General features: G+C 71.6%; 21 protein-coding genes. 11 read left to right on the top strand and 10 right to left on the bottom strand.

Going from position 1 to position 21,298, the window contains the following annotated elements:
* Window positions 1-17: 17 nt before the first annotated feature.
* From ACTWJ9_RS14525 to ACTWJ9_RS14515, 3 genes are all read left to right on the top strand, one after another.
* Complete coding sequence (locus ACTWJ9_RS14525) at window positions 18-659, top strand: PadR family transcriptional regulator (RefSeq protein WP_279334652.1); 642 nt, start codon at window positions 18-20, stop codon at window positions 657-659.
* A 74-nt stretch (window positions 660-733) separates the two neighbouring features.
* A complete protein-coding gene (locus ACTWJ9_RS14520) occupies window positions 734-1,699 on the top strand; it encodes an ATP-binding cassette domain-containing protein (protein WP_388707518.1) in 966 nt (321 codons plus the stop codon).
* Window positions 1,700-1,704: 5 nt separating this feature from the next.
* Window positions 1,705-2,463 (top strand): ABC transporter permease, encoded by a 759-nt coding sequence (locus ACTWJ9_RS14515; protein ID WP_279337967.1) that lies wholly within the window; start codon window positions 1,705-1,707, stop codon window positions 2,461-2,463.
* A gap of 3 nt (window positions 2,464-2,466) precedes the next feature.
* Here the strand turns inward: ACTWJ9_RS14515 and ACTWJ9_RS14510 are convergent, their stop codons facing one another.
* Window positions 2,467-3,876 (bottom strand): glutamate decarboxylase, encoded by a 1,410-nt coding sequence (locus ACTWJ9_RS14510; protein ID WP_443295796.1) that lies wholly within the window; start codon window positions 3,874-3,876, stop codon window positions 2,467-2,469.
* 78 nt (window positions 3,877-3,954) lie between these two features.
* Window positions 3,955-5,241, bottom strand: a complete 1,287-nt coding sequence (locus ACTWJ9_RS14505; RefSeq protein ID WP_443295795.1) for an ion channel protein — start codon at window positions 5,239-5,241, stop codon at window positions 3,955-3,957.
* Between the two features lie 148 nt (window positions 5,242-5,389).
* On the opposite strand from ACTWJ9_RS14505, the gene ACTWJ9_RS14500 reads away from it, so the two are divergent.
* Window positions 5,390-6,160 (top strand): MerR family transcriptional regulator, encoded by a 771-nt coding sequence (locus tag ACTWJ9_RS14500; protein WP_279334648.1) that lies wholly within the window; start codon window positions 5,390-5,392, stop codon window positions 6,158-6,160.
* Window positions 6,161-6,223: 63 nt separating this feature from the next.
* On the opposite strand, the gene ACTWJ9_RS14495 is transcribed toward ACTWJ9_RS14500, so the two are convergent.
* On the bottom strand, window positions 6,224-6,589 hold the full coding sequence (locus tag ACTWJ9_RS14495; RefSeq protein WP_279334647.1) for a YbjQ family protein: 366 nt from the start codon (window positions 6,587-6,589) through the stop codon (window positions 6,224-6,226).
* Between the two features lie 136 nt (window positions 6,590-6,725).
* Between ACTWJ9_RS14495 and ACTWJ9_RS14490 the strand changes: the two genes are divergently transcribed.
* A complete protein-coding gene (locus ACTWJ9_RS14490) occupies window positions 6,726-7,706 on the top strand; it encodes a DedA family protein (RefSeq protein ID WP_279334646.1) in 981 nt (326 codons plus the stop codon).
* Window positions 7,707-7,777: 71 nt separating this feature from the next.
* On the opposite strand, the gene ACTWJ9_RS14485 is transcribed toward ACTWJ9_RS14490, so the two are convergent.
* Window positions 7,778-9,535 (bottom strand): threonine/serine ThrE exporter family protein, encoded by a 1,758-nt coding sequence (locus ACTWJ9_RS14485; protein ID WP_279334645.1) that lies wholly within the window; start codon window positions 9,533-9,535, stop codon window positions 7,778-7,780.
* Window positions 9,536-9,690: 155 nt separating this feature from the next.
* Window positions 9,691-10,182, bottom strand: coding sequence for an inorganic diphosphatase (locus tag ACTWJ9_RS14480; RefSeq protein ID WP_064731883.1), 492 nt, complete (start codon window positions 10,180-10,182; stop codon window positions 9,691-9,693).
* Window positions 10,183-10,309: 127 nt separating this feature from the next.
* Between ACTWJ9_RS14480 and dacB the strand changes: the two genes are divergently transcribed.
* The 6 genes from dacB to folE all read left to right on the top strand — a co-directional run bounded on the left by dacB (window position 10,310) and on the right by folE (window position 18,017).
* On the top strand, window positions 10,310-11,869 hold the full coding sequence (gene dacB / locus ACTWJ9_RS14475) for a D-alanyl-D-alanine carboxypeptidase/D-alanyl-D-alanine endopeptidase (RefSeq protein ID WP_443295794.1): 1,560 nt from the start codon (window positions 10,310-10,312) through the stop codon (window positions 11,867-11,869).
* A gap of 70 nt (window positions 11,870-11,939) precedes the next feature.
* Window positions 11,940-13,097 (top strand): zinc-dependent metalloprotease, encoded by a 1,158-nt coding sequence (locus tag ACTWJ9_RS14470; RefSeq protein ID WP_279334643.1) that lies wholly within the window; start codon window positions 11,940-11,942, stop codon window positions 13,095-13,097.
* 257 nt (window positions 13,098-13,354) lie between these two features.
* Window positions 13,355-14,425 (top strand): tRNA lysidine(34) synthetase TilS, encoded by a 1,071-nt coding sequence (tilS, locus tag ACTWJ9_RS14465; protein ID WP_279334642.1) that lies wholly within the window; start codon window positions 13,355-13,357, stop codon window positions 14,423-14,425.
* A gap of 61 nt (window positions 14,426-14,486) precedes the next feature.
* On the top strand, window positions 14,487-15,047 hold the full coding sequence (hpt, locus tag ACTWJ9_RS14460; protein ID WP_279334641.1) for a hypoxanthine phosphoribosyltransferase: 561 nt from the start codon (window positions 14,487-14,489) through the stop codon (window positions 15,045-15,047).
* Window positions 15,048-15,235: 188 nt separating this feature from the next.
* Window positions 15,236-17,275: an ATP-dependent zinc metalloprotease FtsH gene (ftsH, locus tag ACTWJ9_RS14455; RefSeq protein WP_384208303.1), complete on the top strand. Its 2,040-nt coding sequence runs from the start codon at window positions 15,236-15,238 to the stop codon at window positions 17,273-17,275.
* A gap of 136 nt (window positions 17,276-17,411) precedes the next feature.
* On the top strand, window positions 17,412-18,017 hold the full coding sequence (gene folE, locus ACTWJ9_RS14450; protein ID WP_279334639.1) for a GTP cyclohydrolase I FolE: 606 nt from the start codon (window positions 17,412-17,414) through the stop codon (window positions 18,015-18,017).
* Between the two features lie 71 nt (window positions 18,018-18,088).
* On the opposite strand, the gene ACTWJ9_RS14445 is transcribed toward folE, so the two are convergent.
* From ACTWJ9_RS14445 to folP, 5 genes are all read right to left on the bottom strand, one after another.
* Window positions 18,089-18,580 (bottom strand): DUF3180 domain-containing protein, encoded by a 492-nt coding sequence (locus tag ACTWJ9_RS14445; RefSeq protein ID WP_279334638.1) that lies wholly within the window; start codon window positions 18,578-18,580, stop codon window positions 18,089-18,091.
* A gap of 53 nt (window positions 18,581-18,633) precedes the next feature.
* Window positions 18,634-19,245 carry a 2-amino-4-hydroxy-6-hydroxymethyldihydropteridine diphosphokinase gene (gene folK, locus ACTWJ9_RS14440; RefSeq protein WP_279334637.1) on the bottom strand — a complete coding sequence of 204 codons (612 nt, stop codon included), beginning with the start codon at window positions 19,243-19,245 and terminating at the stop codon, window positions 18,634-18,636.
* Window positions 19,242-19,601 (bottom strand): dihydroneopterin aldolase, encoded by a 360-nt coding sequence (gene folB / locus ACTWJ9_RS14435; protein ID WP_279334636.1) that lies wholly within the window; start codon window positions 19,599-19,601, stop codon window positions 19,242-19,244. Before folB ends, folK begins: the two co-directional genes overlap by 4 nt.
* Window positions 19,602-19,791: 190 nt before the next feature.
* A complete protein-coding gene (locus ACTWJ9_RS14430; protein ID WP_279334635.1) occupies window positions 19,792-20,313 on the bottom strand; it encodes a nuclear transport factor 2 family protein in 522 nt (173 codons plus the stop codon).
* Complete coding sequence (gene folP / locus ACTWJ9_RS14425; RefSeq protein WP_443295793.1) at window positions 20,310-21,224, bottom strand: dihydropteroate synthase; 915 nt, start codon at window positions 21,222-21,224, stop codon at window positions 20,310-20,312. The genes ACTWJ9_RS14430 and folP overlap by 4 nt, the downstream gene beginning before the upstream one ends.
* Between the last annotated feature and the right edge of the window lie 74 nt (window positions 21,225-21,298).

Raw genomic sequence — 21,298 nt, 5'->3', positions numbered from 1 at the left:
GTCCTACGCTGGGGCGCATGTCAGCGATCCGTCTCCTCGTGCTCGGCGCGGTGCGTCAGCACGGGCGGGCCCACGGCTACCAGGTGCGCAACGACCTGGAGTACTGGGGCGCGCACGAGTGGTCCAACGCCAAGCCCGGCTCGATCTACCACGCCCTGAAGCAGATGGCGAAGCAGGGACTGCTGCACGCGCACGAGATCGCGCCCTCGACGGCCGGCGGCCCGCCGCGCACCGAGTACGAGATCACGGCGGCGGGCGACGAGGAGTACTTCAGGCTGCTGCGCGAGGCCCTCGTCTCCTACGACCAGAAGATGGACGTGAAGTCGGCGGCCATCGGCTTCGTCGTCGATCTGCCACGACAGGAGGCGACGGCGCTGCTCGAGGAGCGGACCCGGCGCATCGAGGAGTGGCGGGCCGCCGTCCTCGAGCACTACGTGCCCGAGGAGGGCCCCGAGCAGCTGGGGCACATCGGCGAGATCATGAACCTGTGGGTGCACACGGCCGACGCCGAGGCCGCGTGGACCAGAGGGCTGGTCGGACGGATCGAGGCCGGGGCCTACACCTTCGCCGGGGAGGGCGAGCCGTTCGTCGGCGTCCTGGCCGAGGACCAGGAGAACCCGTACGCGACGGAGGAGCGGCACCCCGGAGATTCCCGCTAATCAAGTTTGACCAATAGGTGGTCGGGTTGTACGGTCCGCATTCGTAGTCAACTTTGACTAGTGAGGGAGTTTCTGTGTCCGACGCGGCGATCATCGTCGAGGAAGCACGCAAGACATACCGGGGCGGCAGCAGTGGCCCCGCGCTGGACGGGCTCGACCTCACGGTCGCGCGCGGCACGGTGCACGGGGTGCTCGGCCCGAACGGCGCGGGCAAGACCACCCTGGTCCGGATCCTGGCCACCCTGCTGCGCCCCGACGCGGGCCGGGTCGAGGTGGCGGGCCACGACGTGGTGCGCGAGGCGTACGCGGTACGGCGGCGCATCGGCCTGCTCGGCCAGCACGCGGCCCTCGACGAGGAACTCGGCGGCCGGCAGAACCTCGAACTGTTCGGCCGGCTGCACCACCTGGGCGCGCGGCGCGCCCGCGTGCGGGCCGATGAACTCCTGGCGCGCTTCGACCTCGCCGACACCGGCCGCAAGGCGGTACGGCAGTACAGCGGAGGCATGCGGCGCCGCCTGGACCTCGCCGCCTCCCTGATCACCGAACCGGAGGTGCTCTTCCTGGACGAACCGACCACCGGCCTGGACCCGCGCGGCCGTGCGGAGGTGTGGGACTCGGTCCGTTCCCTGGTCGACGGCGGGACGACCGTCCTGCTCACCACCCAGTACCTGGAGGAGGCCGACCAGCTCGCCGACCGCATCTCGCTGGTCGACACCGGCCGGGTCATCGCCGACGGCACCGCGGACGAGCTCAAGACAGCCACGGGCGGCGACCGCATCGATGTCGTCCTGCGCGACGCCGGGCAGCTGGGCGCGGCCGTCGCCCTGCTGCCCGTACCGAAGGACACGGTGACCGTGGATCCGGACCGACGGCTGCTCAGCGCCCCAGTCACCGACCGCATGGCGGCCCTCGCCGGCGTCGTCCGGGCGTTGGAGGCGGCGGGCATCGAGGCCGAGGACATCGCCCTGCGCAGGCCCACGCTCGACGAGGTGTTCCTGCGCCTGACCGGGCGTGACGACCGAGTGAAGGAGGCCGCTTGACCACCATGACGTACGCCCTGACCGACTCCTGGACCATGACCCGCCGCGAACTCGCCCGCTGGGGCCGCCAGCCGGTGGCGGTGGTGGTGAACCTGGTCTTCCCCGTGATGCTGCTGCTGATGTTCGGCTACCTGATCGGCGGCGGCCGGGGCGTGAGCGGCGACTACCTCGACTACCTGCTCCCCGGCGTGCTCGCGCTCACCATGGCCTTCGGCCTGGAGGGCACGATGATCGCCGTCACCCAGGACCTGAACAAGGGCGTCATCGACCGCTTCCGCTCGATGCCCATGGCCGACGGCGCGGTCCTGGTGGGCCGTTCCGCCGCCGACATGCTGCAGTCGGCGCTCGGACTGGCGGTGCTCCTCGCCGTCGCCACCGCGCTCGGCTGGCGCGCTCACGGCAGTGCGGCCGGCTTCCTGGGCGCCGTGGGACTGCTCCTGCTGTTCCGTTTCGCGATGCTCTGGATCGGCATCCACCTGGCGCTGGTGGCCGGGAAGCCGGAGATGGTGCAGGCGGTACAGATCCTGGTCTGGCCGGTCGGTTTCCTGTCCAACGCCATCGCCACGCCCGAGTCCATGCCCGGCTGGCTCGGCGCGGTCGTCCAGTGGAACCCGATGTCCCACACCGCCACGGCCGTACGCGACCTGTTCGGCGGCTCCGACGGCGAGCCGGGGCACGTGTGGGCGGCCGTCGCCTGGCCCCTGGCCCTGCTCGCCGTGTTCTTCCCGCTGGCGGTACGGAGGTTCGCGCGGCTCAGCCGGTGACGGTCAGTGGTGGAACCCGGTGGCCGCGTTCCTGTCGTGGGTGAGGGGGCGCGGCTGCCGGCGCAGGTCCGGGAGGAGACGGGTCAGGTCCTCGACGAACAGGTCGGCGAGGTCCTCGGAGAAGCCGTTGCGGCACACCACCCGCAGCACCGACAGGTCCTGACGGTTCGCCGGGAAGGTGTACGCGGGCACCAGCCAGCCGTTCTCCCGCAGTCGCCGGGACACGTCGAAGACGTCGAACGCCGTCACCTCCGGCGCGGTGGTGAACGCGAACACCGGCAGTTCGTCGCCCCGGGTCAGCAGCCGGAAGTCGCCGAGTGCCCCGATCCGCTCGGCGAGGCCCGTGGCCACGTCCCGCGCGGCCTGCTGCACGGCCCGGTAGCCGTCGCGGCCCAGCCGCAGGAAGGTGTAGTACTGCGCGACGACCTGGGCGCCCGGCCGGGAGAAGTTCAGGGCGAACGTCGGCATGTCGCCGCCCAGGTAGTTCACCCGGAAGACCAGTTCCTCGGGCAGGGCGTCCGCGTTCCGCCAGAGCGCCCAGCCGACGCCCGGGTAGACCAGTCCGTACTTGTGCCCCGAGGTGTTGATCGAGGCCACGCGCGGGAGGCGGAAGTCCCACACCAGGTCCTCGTCGAGGAAGGGCGCGACCATCGCGCCGGATGCCCCGTCGACGTGCACCGGGACGTCGAGGCCGGTGCGCTCCTGGAGCTCGTCCAGCGCCGCGCACAGGTCCGCGATCGGCTCGTAGGACCCGTCGAAGGTGGAGCCCAGGACGCCGACGACGCCGATGGTGTTCTCGTCGCACAGTTCGGCGGCGGCCCGCGGGTCGAGGTGGAACCGGTCGCCCTCCATGGGCACCTGGCGGGCCTCCACCTCCCAGAAGGTGCAGAACTTGTCCCAGCAGACCTGGACGTTGACGCCCATGACGAGGTTCGGCCGGGCGTCCTTCGACGGGTACCGGCCGGCGTTGTCCCGCGTCCAGCGGCGCTTGAGCGCCATCCCGGCGAGCATGCAGGCCTCGCTCGAGCCGGTCGTCGAACAGCCCACGGCGGCCGCCGGGTCGGGCGCGTGCCACAGGTCCGCGAGCATCGACACGCACCGCCGTTCCAGCTCGGCGGTGCGCGGGTACTCGTCCTTGTCGATCATGTTCTTGTCCCGGCACTCCGCCATCAGGGCGCCGGCCTCCGGCTCCATCCAGGTGGTGACGAAGGTGGCCAGGTTCAGCCGCGCGTTGCCGTCCAGCATCAGCTCGTCGTGCACCAGCTGATACGCCGTCGAGGGCGCCATCGGAGTGTCGGGCATCCGGTGCTTGGGCGGCGCCTCGGTCATGTCCCCGACGGGGTTCGCCGCCCCCAGGAAGGGGTTGACGGACAAGGGGCGCTCGTCGCGCCGGGGTTTGGTGTGCAGCGGCATGGGTGCCTCCGGGGGTTCGTGCGGTGACGGTGAAAGAAGTGAGAGGGGCGAGAGGGGTGAGAGGGGGAGGGCGGGGGGTCATCGGGCGGAGGTTCCGTCCGGTCGCAGCTGCATCAGCGGGCGTCCCGTCACCAGCAGCCAGGCCGGGAGCGAGGCGATGCACAGGAGGGCGAGGATGCCCGGCGAGGCGACCAGGAAGGCGGCGACGAACAGGCTCACCCAGCCCTGGCGGGTGATGGCCAGCAGGACCCCCAGCACCCCCGCCGACACACCGACCGCCGGATGCACCCCGGGCACCAGGGCGTGGGCGCACAGCCCGAGCGCGGTGCCGACGAACACGGCCGGGAAGATCCGCCCGCCCCGGAACCCGCAGGACGCGGCGACGAGCAGGGCGGCCAGCTTCACCACCGTCATCGTGGCGAACTGGCCCGCCGACCAGCCTCCGGGGTCGGCCGCCAGCACGGTGATCTCGTCGAGCCCCTTGAACAGCGTCAGATGCCCGCCCAGGGCCGCCAGCGCGCCCAGCACCACCCCGCCGGCCGGAAGCATCAGCAAGGGGTGCCGCAGCCGCCGGAACGCCCCGTGGACGTACGGGAAGGCGTAGACGGCGCACAGGCCGAGCAGCGCGCCCGCCGAGGCGACGGCGAGCGACGACAGCAGGTCCGCCCAGCCGGGCCGGCCGAACGGCGGCAGGTCCAGGTCGAAGCTCGGCCGCGACACCAGGGAGACGGTGAGCGCACCGGCCCCCGCGGCGGCCAGCGGCGCGAAGAGACTGTCCCAGAGCTGTCCCCTGACCTGCCGGCCCGTCAGCGCCTCGGAGATGACGAGCGCCGCGGCCACCGGCGTACCGAAGAGCGCGCCGATCGTCGCCGCCTCCGCCAACGCCACCCAGCCGTGCTCCTGGGTCCGGGGGAACGCCCTGGTGCCCAGCAGGACCGCCAGGGAGACGTTCACGGCGATGATCGGGTTCTCGGGCCCGAGGCTCGGCCCGCCGGCCAGCATCAGGGCGGTGGCCAGCAGCAGCCCCGGCAGCACCACGGGCGGCAGCACGGGGGCCTCGAGGCCGGTGGTCGCCGGATCGGGGCCGGCGTGGCCCGGCACCTTCCACACCACCAGACCGACCGCGATCCCGGTGGCGACGAGCATCACGAACATCCACAGCACGGAGTACCCGCCGACCCCGAGCGCGTCCGGCAGGTTCTGCCACAGCACGTCCTGGAGTTCCTCGGCCGCCCGGCTCACGCCCACCAGCAGCAGGCTCGCCGCCACCCCCACGACCAGCGCGGGGACGACGGTCGGCAGCAGGTCGCGTGCCCGGGTCGCCGGGGCGGTGGAGGGTTCCTGCTGCACGCTGTCCTGGGCCACGCGCACACGATAGACGGATCAAGCCGCCACATGCGGGCAAAGCGAACGAAACGGATGAGGCGGTTGTGGTGTCAAGTCCGGGAAACCGACTTGCACCTCACGTGGCGTGAGGTCCCAGGGTGGAGTGCGTACCGAGAAGGGAGCGGAAGTGAGCTACTCCGTGGGACAGGTCGCCGGTTTCGCCGGGATCACGGTGCGCACCCTGCACCACTACGACGACATCGGCCTGCTCGCCCCGAGCGAGCGCAACCGCGCGGGGCACCGGCGCTACAGCGACGCCGACCTCGACCGGCTGCAGCAGATCCTGTTCTACCGGGAGCTCGGCTTCCCGCTCGAGGAGGTCGCCGCCCTGCTCGACGATCAGGCCACCGGAAAGGCAGACCCGCGCGCGCACCTGCGCCGGCAGCACGACCTGCTGACCGCCCGGATCGAAAGGCTGCGGAAGATGGCGGCGGCCGTGGAGCACGCCATGGAGGCACACCACATGGGCATCGATCTCACGCCCGAGGAGAAGTTCGAGGTGTTCGGGGACTTCGACCCGGACCAGTACGAGGACGAGGTGCGGGAGCGCTGGGGCGGCACCGACGCCTACCGGCAGTCCCGGCAGCGGACCGCGTCCTACACCAAGGACGACTGGAAACGCGTCACCGAGGAGTTCGACGCCCTCCATCTGCGCATGGCCGACCTGATGGCGGCCGGGGTGCCGGCCGACGCCGAGGAGGCGATGGACACGGCGGAGGAGCACCGGCGGTTCATCACCCGCGCGTACTACGACTGCGGGCACGAGATGCACACCGGCCTGGGCGAGATGTACGTCGCCGACCCGCGCTTCACCCGGACGTACGAGGACATCCGGCCCGGTCTGGCGGTCTACCTGCGCGACGCGATCGTCGCGAACGCGGCCCGGCACGGAGGCTGAGCCCGTACCGCGCGGGTGCGCCGCCCGTCCTGTCGGGGGACGGGCGGCGCACCCGCGCGGTCGTCATTCGCGCACGAGCACCACCGCCGTGCCGTACGCGCACACCTCGGTGCCCACGTCCGCCGCCTCCGTGACGTCGAAACGGAACGCCAGTACGCCGTTGGCGCCCCGCGCGCGTGCCTGCTCGATCAGGCGCTCCATGGCCTGGTTCCGGGTCTCCACCAGCGTCTTGGTCAGCCCCTTGAGCTCGCCGCCGATCATCGACTTCAGACCGGCGCCGATCTGGCTGCCGAGGTGCCGGGACCGCACGGTCAGCCCGAAGACCTCGCCGATGACCTCCTGCACCCGGTGCCCCGGGACGTCGTTCGTCGTGACCACCAGGACGTCGGGCCCGGGGCCCTGCCCACCGCCGTACTCTTCGATGCCCATGGCCCCAGCTTCGCCGGGGAGGAGGCACGGTGCAATCCTGGGTACGCCCCGTGGAACCCGGGCCGGGACGGCTGCGTTGATAGGTTTTGGCAGCCAGCCTCGCCCGTCCCCCTCAAGCAGCAGGAGCCACAATCCCGTGACCACCCTTGCGCTCGGCCCCGAGTGGCTGAGCCCGGACTATCTGATCGAGACCTTCAGCCTGACCGGCATCCTGCTGATCGTCTTCGCCGAGTCCGGATTCTTCGCGTTCCTGCCCGGTGACTCCCTGCTGTTCACGGCGGGCCTCTTCGTGGCGGAGGGCAGCTACATCAGCCAGCCGCTGTGGCTGGTGTGCACGCTGATCGTGATCGCCGCCGTCCTGGGTGACCAGGTCGGCTACATGATCGGCAAGTTCTTCGGACCCAAGCTCTTCAGCCGTCCCAACTCCAAGCTCTTCAAACAGGAGAACCTGGAGAAGGCCCACGAGTTCATGGAGAAGTACGGCCCCAAGGCGATCGTCCTGGCCCGCTTCGTGCCGATCGTGCGCACCTTCGCCCCCATCACGGCCGGCGCCGGCCGTATGAAGTACCGCACGTTCCTCACGTACAACGTCATCGGCGGCGTCGCCTGGGGCTCGGGCATCACGGTCGCCGGCTACTGGCTGGGCCAGATCTCCTTCATCAAGAACAACGTCGAGTCGATCCTCATCCTGATCGTCTTCCTCTCGGTGGTCCCGATCATCGTCGAGTACCTGCGGGAACGCGGCAAGAAGAAGCGCGCCGCCGCCGAGGACCCGGCCGCCCCGCAGCACGACCAGCACAACCGGTACGACCAGCAGACCCCGTACGCCCAGCCGCCGGTCATGGACGACGCCACGACCCAGCTGCGCCGCATCACCCCGGACGGTCAGCCGCCGCAGCGGGCCCAGCAGCCCCAGCAGCCCTACGGCAACCAGGGCTACCCGCAGCAGCAGAGCCCCCAGCCCCAGAGCCCGCAGCCCCAGCCGCCGTACGGCAACGGCCAGGGCGGCTACGACCCGTACTTCGACCCGCGGCACCCCCAGGGCCAGGGTCAGGGGCACCCCCAGGGCCACGGGCCGGACCAGAACCGGCAGCAGCCCTACAACCAGGGCTACTGAGCCGCACCGCCGAACAGCACCGCCGAACGCACCGCCGGATGCCCGGGTCCCGAGGACCCGGGCATCCGGCGTCAGAAGCCGCGGGTCCGCTTCGCCGCCCTGCGCTTCTCGGCGGAGCCGATCCGCAGGAACAGCCGGGAGATCTCCGAACCGAGGTTCACCCCGATCGCGATGGCCAGCGCGAGCGCCACCGCCTTCGAGAGGGACACCAGCCCCGCGTCCACCTCGTTCTGGGCGATCGCCAGCAGACCGAAGTACGTGGCGGAACCGGGCAGCAGGGGGCCGATGGCCGCCGTGGTGTAGGGCAGCGCCGAAACGAACCGGTACCGGGCCAGCAACTGCCCGAACAGCCCCACGAGCCCCGCCGCCACGGCCGTGGAGGCCACCGGTGAGATGTCGCCCGCGTAGTACATCGCGCCGTACACCACCCAGGCGACCCCGCCGTTGAGGGTGACCATCAGCACCGTGGACCGCTCCTGCTGGAGCAGCACCGCGAAGGCCAGCGACAGCCCGAGCGACGCGGCGATCTGCCACACCGGCCGCTCGGTGAGGACGAGTGCCGCGTCCGGGCTCAGCTGGGCGCCCAGCTGAACCCCGAAGTAGAGCACCACCAGCACGCCGGTCACGATGCCCACGAAGAAGTACAGGACCTCCAGGAGCCGCGCGGAGGCGGTGATGTAGAAGCCGGTCAGACCGTCCTGCACCCCCGCGACGAGGGCCCGTCCGGGCAGCAGGGCGAACAGCCCGCCGGTGATCACCGCCGAGGCCTTCACGTCCGCGTGGGCCAGCGTCAGCGCGACGCCCATCGCGGCCGGCGGCATCGCGGCCACCGTGAACTGGTAGAACTCCGGCAGCCCGCGCCCGGCGAGCAGCCAGGCCAGCCGGTCGCCGAGCATCGCACCGCCCGCGGCGGCGATGAACACCAGGAACCCGCCGCCCACCAGCATCGAGGCCGAGCCCGCCAGCAGTCCGCTCGCCGCGTTCAGCACCCAGACGGGGTAGGGGTGCCGGTTGCGGCGTATCTCCGCGAGGCGCCGGTAGGCCTCCTCCAGGGAGATGTGCGTCTCGTCGTCGCTGAGGTCGTCCACCAGCTGGTACACGGCCGCGAGGCGGGTGTAGTCGGTGCCGCGGCGGCGCACCGTGCGCGACGCGGTCACCGGGTCGTCCACCAGGGACGGCTGATGGGAGATCGACAGCAGGGTGAAGGTGACGGTCGGTTCGCAGCGGTCCAGGCCGTAGGAGCGGCAGACGGCGAACATCGCCGCCTCCACGTCCTCCGCGCCCTCGCCGCCCGCCAGCAGCAACTCACCGATACGCAGCGTCAGGTCGAGTACGCGCGGCACGGCCGGCCCCGCCTCGTCGTGCCGCTGCACCTGCTCCGGCGCCGGCCGCTCGGTCACCGGCATGCGCAGCATCGTGCGCATCCGGTCCTGCCAGGGCACGTCCCGGTGCAGGGCGATGGACGGCATCCCGCCGGGCGGGGTGAACGCCGCCGGCGCCTGCTGGGCGCTGTACGTGCTCGGCGGGTTGAACGCCGACCCCTCCACCTCGGCCGGCTGCGGGGCGGTTTCCAGCCCTTCCGGAACGGTGAACTCGGAGGTGGTGTCGGGCTCCGTGCCGACCGGGGGGAGCTCCAGTCCCTCCGGAACGGTGAACTCGGAGGTCGTCTCGGACTCCGTGCCGGCCGGGGAGACCTCCAGTCCCTCCGGGACGGCGAACTCCGACGTCGTCGCCGACTCCGAGTCGGCCGGGGCCGCCGCCCCCGCGGGAGCGTTGAAGGCACTCCTCGCCTCGTCCGACTGCGGCTTGCGCTCCTGCGTGTCCCTCACCTGCGTTGCGCTCCCTGTACGACGCCGTCCGTGGGCCCTGCCTTCCCCGTCGGGGCCCGGTGCACGGACCCCCAGGGGCCAGTATGCGCACGGAGACGCGCGACGGGGCGCACGCGTCCGCGTGCGCCCCGTCGCGCGTCTCGTGGGGAACGGGCTCAGTGGCCGCCCTGCTCCTTGAAGCGCTTGTAGGACCGCTCGATCTCGATCTCGGCGTCGGTCCGGCCGACCCAGTTGGCGCCCTCCACCGACTTGCCCGGCTCCAGGTCCTTGTAGACCTCGAAGAAGTGCTGGATCTCCAGACGGTCGAACTCCGACACGTGGTGGATGTCACGCAGGTGCTCCACGCGCGGGTCCGTCGAGGGGACGCAGAGCAGCTTGTCGTCGCCGCCGGCCTCGTCCGTCATCCGGAACATGCCGATCGCGCGGCAGCGGATCAGGCAGCCGGGGAACGTCGGTTCGTCGAGGATGACCAGCGCGTCCAGCGGATCGCCGTCCTCGCCGAGGGTGTTCTCGACGAAGCCGTAGTCGGTCGGGTAGGCGGTCGAGGTGAAGAGTCGACGGTCCAAGCGGATCCGACCCGTCTCGTGGTCCACCTCGTACTTGTTCCGCGAACCCTTCGGGATCTCGATCGTGACGTCGAACTCCACCGGACGCTCCTCCATGATCAGCACATAGTTCTGGTGATTAAGTGTCCCTCACGCAGGTGTGTGATCGCGAAAGGGGCTGGTGGTCGTGCCAGAGCTGAGGCCTTGGCGGGCCGCGAGACCGCATGTCGTGCGGGTCGCGGACGCCGTACGACCGCGTCTCGCACGGGTCGCGGCGACCGTACGGCCGCGTCTGGCGCGTGTCGTCACGGCCGCCGGGCCACGGATCGCGCGGCCGGTGGCCTGGCCGGGCACCTGGCCGAAGACCTGGCGGTTCACCGTGGTCGCGGCCGCCACCGGGATGGCACTGGCCGCCGGTGCGGTGACCGCCGCGGGTCCCTGGGACTCCACCGGTCAGCGTACGGCCGAGCGGGACCGGGCCGTGGCCCTGGGGGCCGTGCGTGGCACAGATCACGGTGGCACCCGCGGCAACGCCGGCACGCCGCCGCGCGGCCCCCGGGCGGCGCCCAGCGCCCCCTCCGTGCTCGCCGGTCTCGGCGGCGCCGCCACCGCGCGGTCGGCGCCCGGCGGCAAGGCCCTCGCCGGCATCCTCACCCCGCTGCTGAAGGCCCCGGAGCTGGGCCGTCACTCCGCCGTCGTGGTCGACGTCTCCACCGGCGGAGAGCTGTACGCCCAGGGCTCCGGCGACGCGCTCACCCCCGCCTCCACCACGAAGATCGTCACCGCCGCCGCGGTCCTCACCGCGCTGGGCCCCGACCACCGCCTGACCACCCGCACCACCTTCGAACCCGACACGAAGGAGGTCATCCTCGTCGGCGGCGGCGACCCCACCCTCACCGCCCGGGAGAAGAACGACACGGGCTCGGCGAGCCTGCGCGACCTCGCCGGGCGGACCGCCGCCGCCCTGGCCGAACGCGGCGTACGCGAGGTGACCCTGTCCTACGACACCACCCTCTACCCGGGCGGCGACAGGCACCCGATCGGAATCAACCCCAACATCGCCACCGTCACCCCCCTGATGGCCGACGAGGCCCGGGTCGACGACTCCGTCAGCGGCCCCGCGAACCGCGTCGCCGACCCCGCGGCCGACGCGGCGCGGAAGTTCGGCGAGTTCCTGAAGGCGCACGGCGTCAAGGCCACACCGCCCGGCCCGTCGAAGTCCACGACCCGGGCCGGCACCCTCGCCACGGTGTCCTCTCCTCCGCTCGCCACCCTGGTCGAACGGATGCTCACCAACAGCGACAACGACCTCGCCGAGGCCCTCGCCCGCCATACCGCGATCGCGACCGGCGAACGCGCCGACTTCGCGGGCGCCGCGGCCGCCCTCCGCACCCGGCTCGCCGAGCTCCGGGTCCCCCTGGAGGGGACCGTGCTCAAGGACGGCAGCGGGCTCGACCGCAACAACCGGCTCACCGCCCGCCTCCTCACCGCGCTGCTGGTGAAGTCCGCCGACCCCGCCCGCCCCGAGCTGCGGTCCGTCCTCACCGGCCTGCCCGTCGCGGGCTTCACCGGCACCCTCACCGGCCGCTACGCCGACGGGGCGGCCGGCCTCGTCCGCGCCAAGACGGGCACCCTCACCGGCGTCAACACCCTGGCGGGCACCGTCGTCGACGAGGAGGGCCGACTGCTCGCCTTCGCCTTCCTGGCGACCGGCACCAGCGACCTCACGGCGGCCCAGACGGCCCTGGACAGGGCGGCCACGGCCCTGGCGGCGTGCGGCTGCCGGTGACCCGCGGGGCGGCCGGGACGGCCGCCTCTTCGCCCTGCCCCGCACCGCCGTACTCACGTACCGTTGCACCATGACGAGTTTCGGTGGTGCTGCCTCTTCCGGGATGGTCGACTGGGATCTCGCGGTCGCGACCGCGACCCGGCTCATGCGGCCGGGCCCCGATGTGAGCCGTGACGACGCCAGGGCCGTCGTCACGGAACTGCGCCGGCACGCGAAGGCGTCCGAGGAGCACGTCCGGGGCTTCACCCGGCTGGGCACCGAGGAGATCCACGACACCCCGGTCCTCGTCGTCGACCGCCCGGGCTGGGTGCGGGCCAACGTCGCCGGTTTCCGCGAACTCCTCAAACCGCTGCTCGACAAGATGCAGGAACGGCGCGGCGGTTCCCCCGGCGGGGCGCTCCTCGGCACCGTCGGCGGCAAGGTCACCGGCGTCGAACTGGGCATGCTGCTGTCCTTCCTGGCCTCACGCGTCCTCGGCCAGTACGAGACCTTCGCCCCCGCCACCCGCGACCTGCCGGCCGGCGGCCCCGCCGACGCCCCGAACGGCGGCGGCCGGCTGCTGCTCGTCGCCCCCAACATCGTCCACGTCGAACGCGAACTCGACGTGCACCCGCACGACTTCCGGCTGTGGGTGTGCCTGCACGAGGAGACGCACCGCACCCAGTTCTCCGCCGTGCCCTGGCTGCGGGACCACCTGGAGGGCGAGATCCAGTCGTTCCTGGCGGAGACCGACGTCGACCCGATGACCGTTCTGGAGCGCGTCCGCCAGGCCGTCCAGTCCTTCGCCGGAGGCCGCCCCGAGGGGGAGGAGGGCGAGGCGGCCGACGAGGGACGCTCCCTGGTCGAACTCGTGCAGACCCCCGCCCAGCGGGAGATCCTCGGCCGCCTCACGGCGGTGATGTCCCTGCTGGAGGGGCACGCCGACTTCGTGATGGACGGCGTCGGACCCGAGGTCGTGCCGAGCGTCGCCGAGATCCGCGAGAAGTTCCAGCAGCGCCGTGCGAAGGGCGCCTCCCGCCTGGACCTGGCGCTGCGCAAACTGCTCGGCCTGGACGCCAAGCTCCGTCAGTACCGCGACGGCGAACGCTTCGTCCGCGCGGTCGTCGACGAGGCCGGCATGGACGGCTTCAACCGGGTGTGGACCTCGCCCAACACGCTCCCCACCAAGGCGGAGATCGCCAAACCGGCGGAATGGATCACGCGCGTGCACCGCAAACCCGAATCGTGAACCCGGTGGTCGTGGACCCGGCGCGCGCCCGGCGCGAGGCAGGCGCGCGTCCCTCCTCGTGCAGTCGGCGCGCGTCCGCCAGGGAGCCGATCCGGCCGACGGCAGGCGGATGACCCGGTAATCACCCGTCCGAGGGACCGTGAGCGAAGAGTAGGCGTGCAATGCTCGGGTAACGGCCCGACTCTGTCACCATCTACACACTCTGAGTGACCGACTCGAGCCCACGCCCTCTGACAACTTCATGAAGGGAACCGGACATGGGTCCCCATCCTGCGGTCGCGGCGATACGCCTGGCGGTCCGCCGCGTCCTCCACGACATCCTCGACGAACACAGCCGAACCCCCGACGAAACCGGCCGCACCCCCGGCCGGTCCCCGCACGACCCCGCGTACGCCCCCCCGTACAACCGAGAGCCGTCCCCCCTCGTGCTCGTGGCCTGCTCCGGCGGCGCCGACTCCATGGCCCTCGCCTCCGCCCTCGCCTTCGAGGCCCCGCGGCTGGGCCTGCGGGCCGGCGGCGTCACCGTCGACCACGGCCTCCAGGCCGGCTCCGATCTGCGCGCCGCCGAAGTGATCCTGCGCCTGCGCGAACTGGGCCTCGCACCCGCCGAGTCCGTCGCCGTCACCGTCGGCCGCGAAGGCGGACCCGAGGCGGCCGCCCGCGACGCCCGCTACGCCGCCCTCGACGCCGCGGCCGAACGGCACGGGGCCGCCGCCGTCCTGCTCGGACACACCCGCGACGACCAGGCGGAAACCGTCCTGCTGGGCCTCGCCCGCGGCTCCGGCATCCGTTCCCTGTCCGGAATGGCCGCGGTCTCGGGGGCCGCCGGCCGTTACCGCAGGCCGTTCCTCCGGCTCGACCGGCAGACGGCCCGCACGGCCTGCCTGGCCCAGTCTCTCCCCGTCTGGGACGACCCGCACAACACCGACCCCGCCTACACCCGTTCCCGACTGCGTCACGAGGGCCTGCCCGCCCTGGAGAAGGCGCTCGGCAAGGGCGTCGTCGAGGCGCTCGCCCGGACGGCCCAGCTCTCCCGCGACGACGCCGACGCACTCGACGCCTGGGCCGGCCGGGCCGAGGCCGGCGTCCGCGACGCGGACGGCCGCCTGGAATGCGCCGGGCTCCACGCCCTCCCGCCCGCCGTGCGCCGCCGTGTGCTGCGCCGGGCCGCCATCGACGCGGGAGCCCCGGCCGGTTCGCTGTTCGCCCGGCACATCGAGGAGGTCGACCGGCTGATCACCGGTTGGCGCGGTCAGGGGGCCATCAATCTGCCCGGCCGGGTCGTCGCCCGCCGCCAGGGTGGCAGACTGGTGATTCGGCAAGGCTGAAAAACGTACCCCCGGCAACGCCGCGGACGGTACGGGACAGCCGCTGGGACGACCGAAAGTGATGCGGGTGGACGCGAAAGACATGGGTGCCGACCTCGAGAAGGTGCTCATCAGCAAGGAAGAGATCGACGCCAAGCTGGCTGAGCTGGCCGCGAAGATCGACGCGGAGTACGCGGGCAAGGAACTGCTGATCGTCGGAGTTCTCAAGGGCGCCGTGATGGTCATGGCCGACCTCGCCCGAGCGCTGTCCACCCCCGTCACCATGGACTGGATGGCCGTATCCTCGTACGGGGCGGGCACCCAGTCCTCCGGTGTGGTGCGGATCCTCAAGGACCTCGACACCGACATCAAGGGCAAGCACGTCCTGGTCGTCGAGGACATCATCGACTCCGGCCTGACCCTGTCGTGGCTGATCTCGAACCTCGGCTCGCGCGAGCCCGCCTCCCTCAAGGTGTGCACGCTGCTGCGCAAGCCCGAGGCCGCCAAGGTCAACATCGACGTGGAATGGGTCGGTTTCGACATTCCCAACGAGTTCGTCGTCGGATACGGCCTCGACTACGCCGAGAAGTACCGCAACCTCCCGTTCGTCGGTACGCTCGCGCCTCACGTCTACGGCGGCTGAGTCACCCGGCCCGGAACGCCGTATGCAGATCGGGAACCCCGGCGGGTTCCGCTCCGTTGGAGCATGCGTGGACGCGATTGTCGGCAGTCTCACGCCGCTTCGGCGGGTGATGCTGGGGTACCGTCCGAAGAACAGTCTTTATCAAACTCACTATGGCAGGAGGGACGGGGCGGCACCGCTCCGTATGGATGGACGTGAAGCGATACTTCCGTGGGCCGGTCATGTGGATCGTGCTGGCCGTCCTCGCCGTGGTCGTGTTGATGCAGGTCGTCGGCTCGTCCGGCGGCTACAAGACGGTGGACACCGGCCAGGTGGTCCAGGCGATCAACCAGAACAAAGTCGAGTCGGCCAAGCTGACCACCGGCGACGAGCAGATCATCAAGGTCGAGCTCAAGTCCGGTGAGAAGATCGAGGACAGCTCGAAGATCCAGGCGAGCTACATCGGTGACCAGGGCGTCACCATCGCCAACACGCTGCAGGACAAGTACCAGAACAAGCAGATCCCGGACGGCTACACGGTTTCGCCGTCCAAGCAGAACCCGTTCGTCAGCATTCTGCTGTCGCTGCTGCCCTTCGTCCTCATCGTCGTGGTCTTCCTGTTCCTGATGAACCAGATGCAGGGCGGCGGCTCCCGCGTCATGCAGTTCGGCAAGTCCAAGGCGAAGCTCATCACCAAGGACACCCCGAAGACGACGTTCGCCGACGTCGCGGGCTCGGACGAGGCGGTCGAGGAACTCCACGAGATCAAGGAGTTCCTGCAGGAGCCGGCGAAGTTCCAGGCCGTCGGGGCGAAGATCCCCAAGGGCGTGCTGCTGTACGGCCCGCCCGGAACCGGCAAGACCCTGCTCGCGCGTGCCGTCGCGGGCGAGGCCGGGGTCCCCTTCTACTCGATCTCCGGTTCCGACTTCGTCGAGATGTTCGTCGGTGTCGGTGCCTCCCGGGTCCGTGACCTGTTCGAGCAGGCCAAGGCCAACGCCCCGGCGATCGTCTTCGTCGACGAGATCGACGCGGTCGGCCGCCACCGCGGCGCCGGCCTCGGCGGTGGTCACGACGAGCGCGAGCAGACCCTGAACCAGCTCCTCGTCGAGATGGACGGCTTCGACGTCAAGGGCGGTGTGATCCTCATCGCCGCGACGAACCGGCCCGACATCCTCGACCCGGCCCTTCTGCGGCCCGGCCGTTTCGACCGCCAGATCGCGGTCGACCGCCCGGACATGCAGGGCCGGCTGGAGATCCTCAAGGTCCACCAGAAGGGCAAGCCGGTCGCCCCGGACGTCGACCTGGCGGCCGTCGCCCGGCGCACCCCCGGCATGACCGGTGCCGACCTGGCCAACGTGCTGAACGAGGCCGCGCTGCTGACCGCGCGCAGCGATCAGAAGCTGGTCGACAACCACATGCTGGACGAGGCGATCGACCGTGTGGTCGCGGGCCCGCAGAAGCGGAGCCGGATCATGTCGGACAAGGAGAAGAAGATCACCGCGTACCACGAGGGCGGACACGCCCTGGTCGCGGCGGCCTCCCCGAACGCCGACCCCGTCCACAAGATCACGATCCTGTCGAGGGGCCGTGCCCTCGGCTACACGATGGTGCTGCCGGACGAGGACAAGTACTCGACCACGCGCAACGAGATGCTGGACCAGCTGGCCTACATGCTGGGCGGCCGGGCGGCCGAGGAGCTCGTCTTCCACGACCCGACGACCGGTGCGGCCAACGACATCGAGAAGGCCACCGGTCTGGCCCGCGCGATGGTCACGCAGTACGGCATGACCGAGCGTCTCGGCGCGATCAAGTTCGGCGGAGACAACTCCGAGCCGTTCCTCGGACGTGAGATGGCTCACCAGCGCGACTACTCGGAAGAGATCGCCGCGCTGGTCGACGAAGAGGTCAAGAAGCTCATCGAGACCGCGCACAACGAGGCGTGGGAGATGCTGGTCGAGAACCGGGACGTGCTCGACAACCTGGTCCTCGCGCTCCTGGAGCGGGAGACGCTGGGCAAGGAGGAGATCGCCGAGATCTTCGCGCCGATCGTCAAGCGCCCGCCCCGGCCCGCCTGGACCGGTTCCTCCCGCCGTACGCCGTCCACCCGTCCGCCGGTGCTCTCCCCCAAGGAGCTGGCACTGACGAACGGGGCGAACGGTGCGACGCCGGCCATCTCCACCGTGAAGAGCACCGCCGCGGAACCCGCGCCGGCGCCCGAGCGGACCCCGGAGGACCGCCCCGAGAGCTGACCGGCTCTCCCGGCGGCCCCCGGGCCCGGAATGAACGCCGCGCCCCCCAGGTTCTAGCCTGGGGGGCGCGGCTTTTGTGTATCCGCAGTCGAGACGCGTACCCCTGACGCGCGCAGGCACAGGAACGAGGCACCACATGACCGACCCCGTGACGCTGGACGGCGATTTCACCTTCGGCGAGTTCGACGAGAAGCGAGCCGAGAACGCCGTACGCGAGCTGCTGATCGCGGTCGGTGAGGACCCCGACCGGGAGGGGCTGCAGGAGACCCCGGCTCGGGTGGCACGGGCGTACAAGGAGATATTCGCCGGCCTGTGGCAGAAGCCCGAGGACGTGCTGACGACCACGTTCGACCTCGGGCACGACGAGATGGTGCTCGTGAAGGACATCGAGGTGTACTCGACGTGTGAGCACCATCTGGTGCCGTTCCGCGGTGTGGCCCACGTCGGCTACATCCCGGCCACCAGCGGCAAGATCACGGGGTTGTCGAAGCTGGCCCGGCTCGTGGACGTCTACGCCCGGCGGCCGCAGGTGCAGGAACGGCTCACCACTCAGATCGCGGACTCCCTGATGAAGATCCTGGAGCCGCGCGGAGTGATCGTGGTCGTGGAGTGCGAGCACATGTGCATGTCGATGCGGGGCATCCGCAAGCCCGGCGCGAAGACCCTCACCTCGGCCGTGCGCGGCCAGCTGCGGGACGCGGCGACGCGCAACGAGGCGATGAGCCTGATCATGGCGCGCTGACCGGGGCGGGGCGCCCGCGCGGGAACGGCCCCGGCCCCCTGGGGGGCCGGGGCCGTTCTCCGGAACGCGTCTCAGGCCGCCGGGGCCGTGCCCCTGCCGTTGTGGTCGTCGTCGTCCTCCGGGAGCTTGCAGACCCGCTCCAGGAAGATGGCGGCCGCTATGACGGCGATCCCCGCCAGGACCGAGGCGCCGGCGTAGATGGCCTGGTCGCGGCGGGCCGGAATGTCGAGGGCTCCCAGGAGGAAGACGCCGGTGCCGCCGTACATCCCGGCGACCAGGGCGGCGACCAGGGCGCTGGCCTGGCCGAAGACGACCGCGCGGGCCGCCATCATGGGGTCGACGCCCTTGGCTTCGGGACGGCGCTCGCGCTGGGCCTTGAGGCGGGCGCGGAGAGAGAGCGCCGTGGCCGTGAGGACCACGGCGATCAGGGCGAGGACGATGGGCGCGGCCACCGGGACGCTCGGCAGCGTGCCGAGGGAGTTCCAGAGGCGGGCGACGGCCCAGGACAGGATCCCGGCCACGACGAAGACGCCGGCCAGCACCCTGATGCGCAGCTCTCTCACGGTGTCCCTTCGGTTCCCGGTGCCCCGGAATGCGGTCGTGTCGACCTTAACGGCTATTCGGGCAGCCGGAGTTCCAGGTCGGCCCGGGACAGGACGCCTTCTCGGCCGACCGCGCCCAGCAGGGCGGCGACCGGGCCGCGTCCGGGGAGAACGGCCTCGGGGTCGACGTCGTGCCAGGGGGCCAGGACGAAGGCGCGCTCGTGGGCGCGGGGATGGGGAAGGGTCAGCCGCGGGTCGTCGGACAGGAGGTCCGCGTAGGCGACGATGTCCACGTCCAGGGTGCGCGGGCCCCAGCGCTCGTCGCGGACCCGGTGGAAGGCCTCCTCGACCGCGTGCGCCCGCTCCAGCAGGGAGGACGGGGGGAGGGTGGTCTGCAGGACCACCACCGCGTTGAAGTACGAGGGCTGGCTGCCGGGCTCGACGCCCCACGGCTCCGTCTCGTACACGGGGGACACCGCTCTGACACGGATGCCCGGGGTGTCCTCCAGGGCGTCGACGGCCCCCTGGAGGGTCTCCAGCCGGTTGCCGAGGTTGGCGCCGAGGGCGACCACGGCCCGCTTCGGGTTCTGCAGGGTGCTGTCGGCGGCGTCGACCCGCTCCGTCACGGAGGCGGGGACCGGCTGAACGGTCGGGTCGGTGTGGCCCTGGGCGGAAGGCCTGGTCATACGCGGCTCCGGGTGATGGTGACGGTCACGTCGTCGAAGGGTACGGTGATCGGCGCGTCCGGCTTGTGGACGCGGACCTCGACCTCCTGGACCACGGCGTGCTCGAGGCAGACCCGGGCGATGCGCTCGGCGAGCGTCTCGATGAGGTTCACCGGTTCGCCCTCGACGACCGCCACGACCTCCTCCGCCACGATTCCGTAGTGCACGGTCCGCGTCAGGTCGTCGTCGGTCGCGGCCGGCCGGGTGTCCAGGCCGAGGACGAGGTCGACGACGAAGGTCTGGCCCTCCTCGCGTTCCTTGGGGAACACCCCGTGGTGTCCACGGGCCTTCAGGCCGTGCAGCGCGACACGATCCACACGAATCCACTCCTGTCAGTCGTTCAACTGGTCGGTCAGCCGTCCGGCCGGTCGGTGCCGTCCGGGTGGCACCCCTGCCTCGGTTGCCGCGGTCGAATCTACCCGCGGGCACCGACAGCACCGGCCCCGAGGGGGCGTCGGTCCGGACCGGCACGGGAGGATTCACCCCGCGTTTCCCCCCGGGCGGGTCTCAGGTGGGGGTGTCGGTGTCGTCGGGGGAGGCGGGGGGCTCGTCCTCGCCGTTCTCGGCGAGGACGGGGGAGGCGTGGTGGGACCAGAGCTTCCAGCCCGCCGGGGTGCGCCGGTAGATGTTGGTGGCGACGACCAGCTGGCCGACCAGGGGGCCGAGCTCCTCGCCCGCCTTCGGCGCGGGACCGCCGCTGAGGATGTTCTCGGTGCAGGTCACCAGGGCGGTGTCGCCGGTGACGGAGACGTGCACGTCGGTGAGGAAGAACTGGATGTAGTCGGTGTTCGCCATGATCAGGGCGTACGACCGGAGCACCTCGCCGCGGCCGGTGAGCACCGGCCAGCCGGGGTGCACGCAGGAGACCACCCCGGCGTCCGCCGGGTCGTGGTAGGTCTCGTCGACGCCCAGGTCGGCCGGGGTGAGCCAGAGCGACGCCACCTCCTCGAAGTCACCCTGCTCGAGTGCCTCGTAGAAGGCGGCGTTGGTGGCCTCGACCTGCTCGACGTCGGTGTGAGGCGCGCTCACCGGGCTCCTTCCGCACCGTGCGGGGCGGGTTCGGAGCGCGTGCCGTCCGGGGTGCGCGCCTGTTCGACGGCGCGTACGACCCGTACGGCGTCCGCGGTGGCGCGCACCTCGTGCACGCGGACCGCCCAGGCGCCGCCCTGTGCGGCGAGGGCGGAGACGGCGGCGGTGGCCGCGTCCCGTTCCCGGGCGGGCGGGGGCGTGCCGCCGGGTCCGGCCAGGACCCGGCCGAGGAACCGCTTGCGGGACGCGGCCACGAGCAGCGGGTGGCCGAGTGCCCGCAGGCGGTCGAGCCGGGCGAGGAGGGCGAGGTCGTGGTCGGTGTCCTTGGAGAAGCCGAGTCCGGGGTCGACGATCACGCGGTCGGCCGCGACGCCGCTCTCCAGCACCGCCGCCACACGCGCGTGGAGCTCGTCGACGACCTCGGTGACGATGTCGTCGTACGCGCCCTTGACGTTGCCGCCCTCCAGCAGGCCGCGCCAGTGCATGACGACGAAGGGGGCGCCGGAGGCGGCGACGACGCGGAGCATGTCGGGGTCGGCGAGACCGCCGCTCACGTCGTTGACGAGCGCGGCGCCGGCCACGAGGGACTGCTCGGCGACCGAGGCGCGCATGGTGTCGACGGAGATCGTGACGCCCTCGGAGGCGAGACCGCGGATCACGGGGATGACGCGCTTGAGCTCCTCGGCCTCGTCGACGCGGGTGGCGCCGGGGCGGGTGGACTCGCCGCCGACGTCTATCAGGTCGGCGCCCTGGGCGACCAGGTCGAGGCCGCGCTTGACGGCGGTCGTCGTGTCGAACCAGCGGCCACCGTCGGAGAAGGAGTCGGGGGTCACGTTCACCACGCCCATGACCGCGCAGCGGTCCCAGTGGGGAAGGCCCGCGACGTGGAGCTGTCCGCTGCTGCTGCTCATATGTTCAGCGTATGCCCCGGGCGTGGCCCGGGAGACCCGGACCCTGGGGACCCGGACGGTCCGGAAGATCTGGA

The organism is Streptomyces sp. GDS52 (assembly GCF_052246875.1).
In the GTDB taxonomy this organism is placed as follows: Bacteria; Actinomycetota; Actinomycetes; order Streptomycetales; family Streptomycetaceae; genus Streptomyces; species Streptomyces cathayae.
Note: the sequence above shows the minus strand (reverse complement) of the source record. Positions and strands in the feature narration are given on the sequence as shown.

Coding starts and splice junctions, on each gene's coding strand:
- ACTWJ9_RS14525 (WP_279334652.1), top strand. CDS start 18: ATGTCAGCGATCCGTCTCCTCGTGCTCGGCGCGGTGCGTCAGCACGGG.
- ACTWJ9_RS14515 (WP_279337967.1), top strand. CDS start 1,705: ATGACGTACGCCCTGACCGACTCCTGGACCATGACCCGCCGCGAACTC.
- ACTWJ9_RS14510 (WP_443295796.1), bottom strand. CDS start 3,876: ATGCCGCTGCACACCAAACCCCGGCGCGACGAGCGCCCCTTGTCCGTC.
- ACTWJ9_RS14495 (WP_279334647.1), bottom strand. CDS start 6,589: ATGGGCATCGAAGAGTACGGCGGTGGGCAGGGCCCCGGGCCCGACGTC.
- ACTWJ9_RS14470 (WP_279334643.1), top strand. CDS start 11,940: ATGACGAGTTTCGGTGGTGCTGCCTCTTCCGGGATGGTCGACTGGGAT.
- tilS (WP_279334642.1), top strand. CDS start 13,355: ATGGGTCCCCATCCTGCGGTCGCGGCGATACGCCTGGCGGTCCGCCGC.
- hpt (WP_279334641.1), top strand. CDS start 14,487: ATGCGGGTGGACGCGAAAGACATGGGTGCCGACCTCGAGAAGGTGCTC.
- ftsH (WP_384208303.1), top strand. CDS start 15,236: ATGGACGTGAAGCGATACTTCCGTGGGCCGGTCATGTGGATCGTGCTG.
- folE (WP_279334639.1), top strand. CDS start 17,412: ATGACCGACCCCGTGACGCTGGACGGCGATTTCACCTTCGGCGAGTTC.
- folK (WP_279334637.1), bottom strand. CDS start 19,245: ATGACCAGGCCTTCCGCCCAGGGCCACACCGACCCGACCGTTCAGCCG.
- folP (WP_443295793.1), bottom strand. CDS start 21,224: ATGAGCAGCAGCAGCGGACAGCTCCACGTCGCGGGCCTTCCCCACTGG.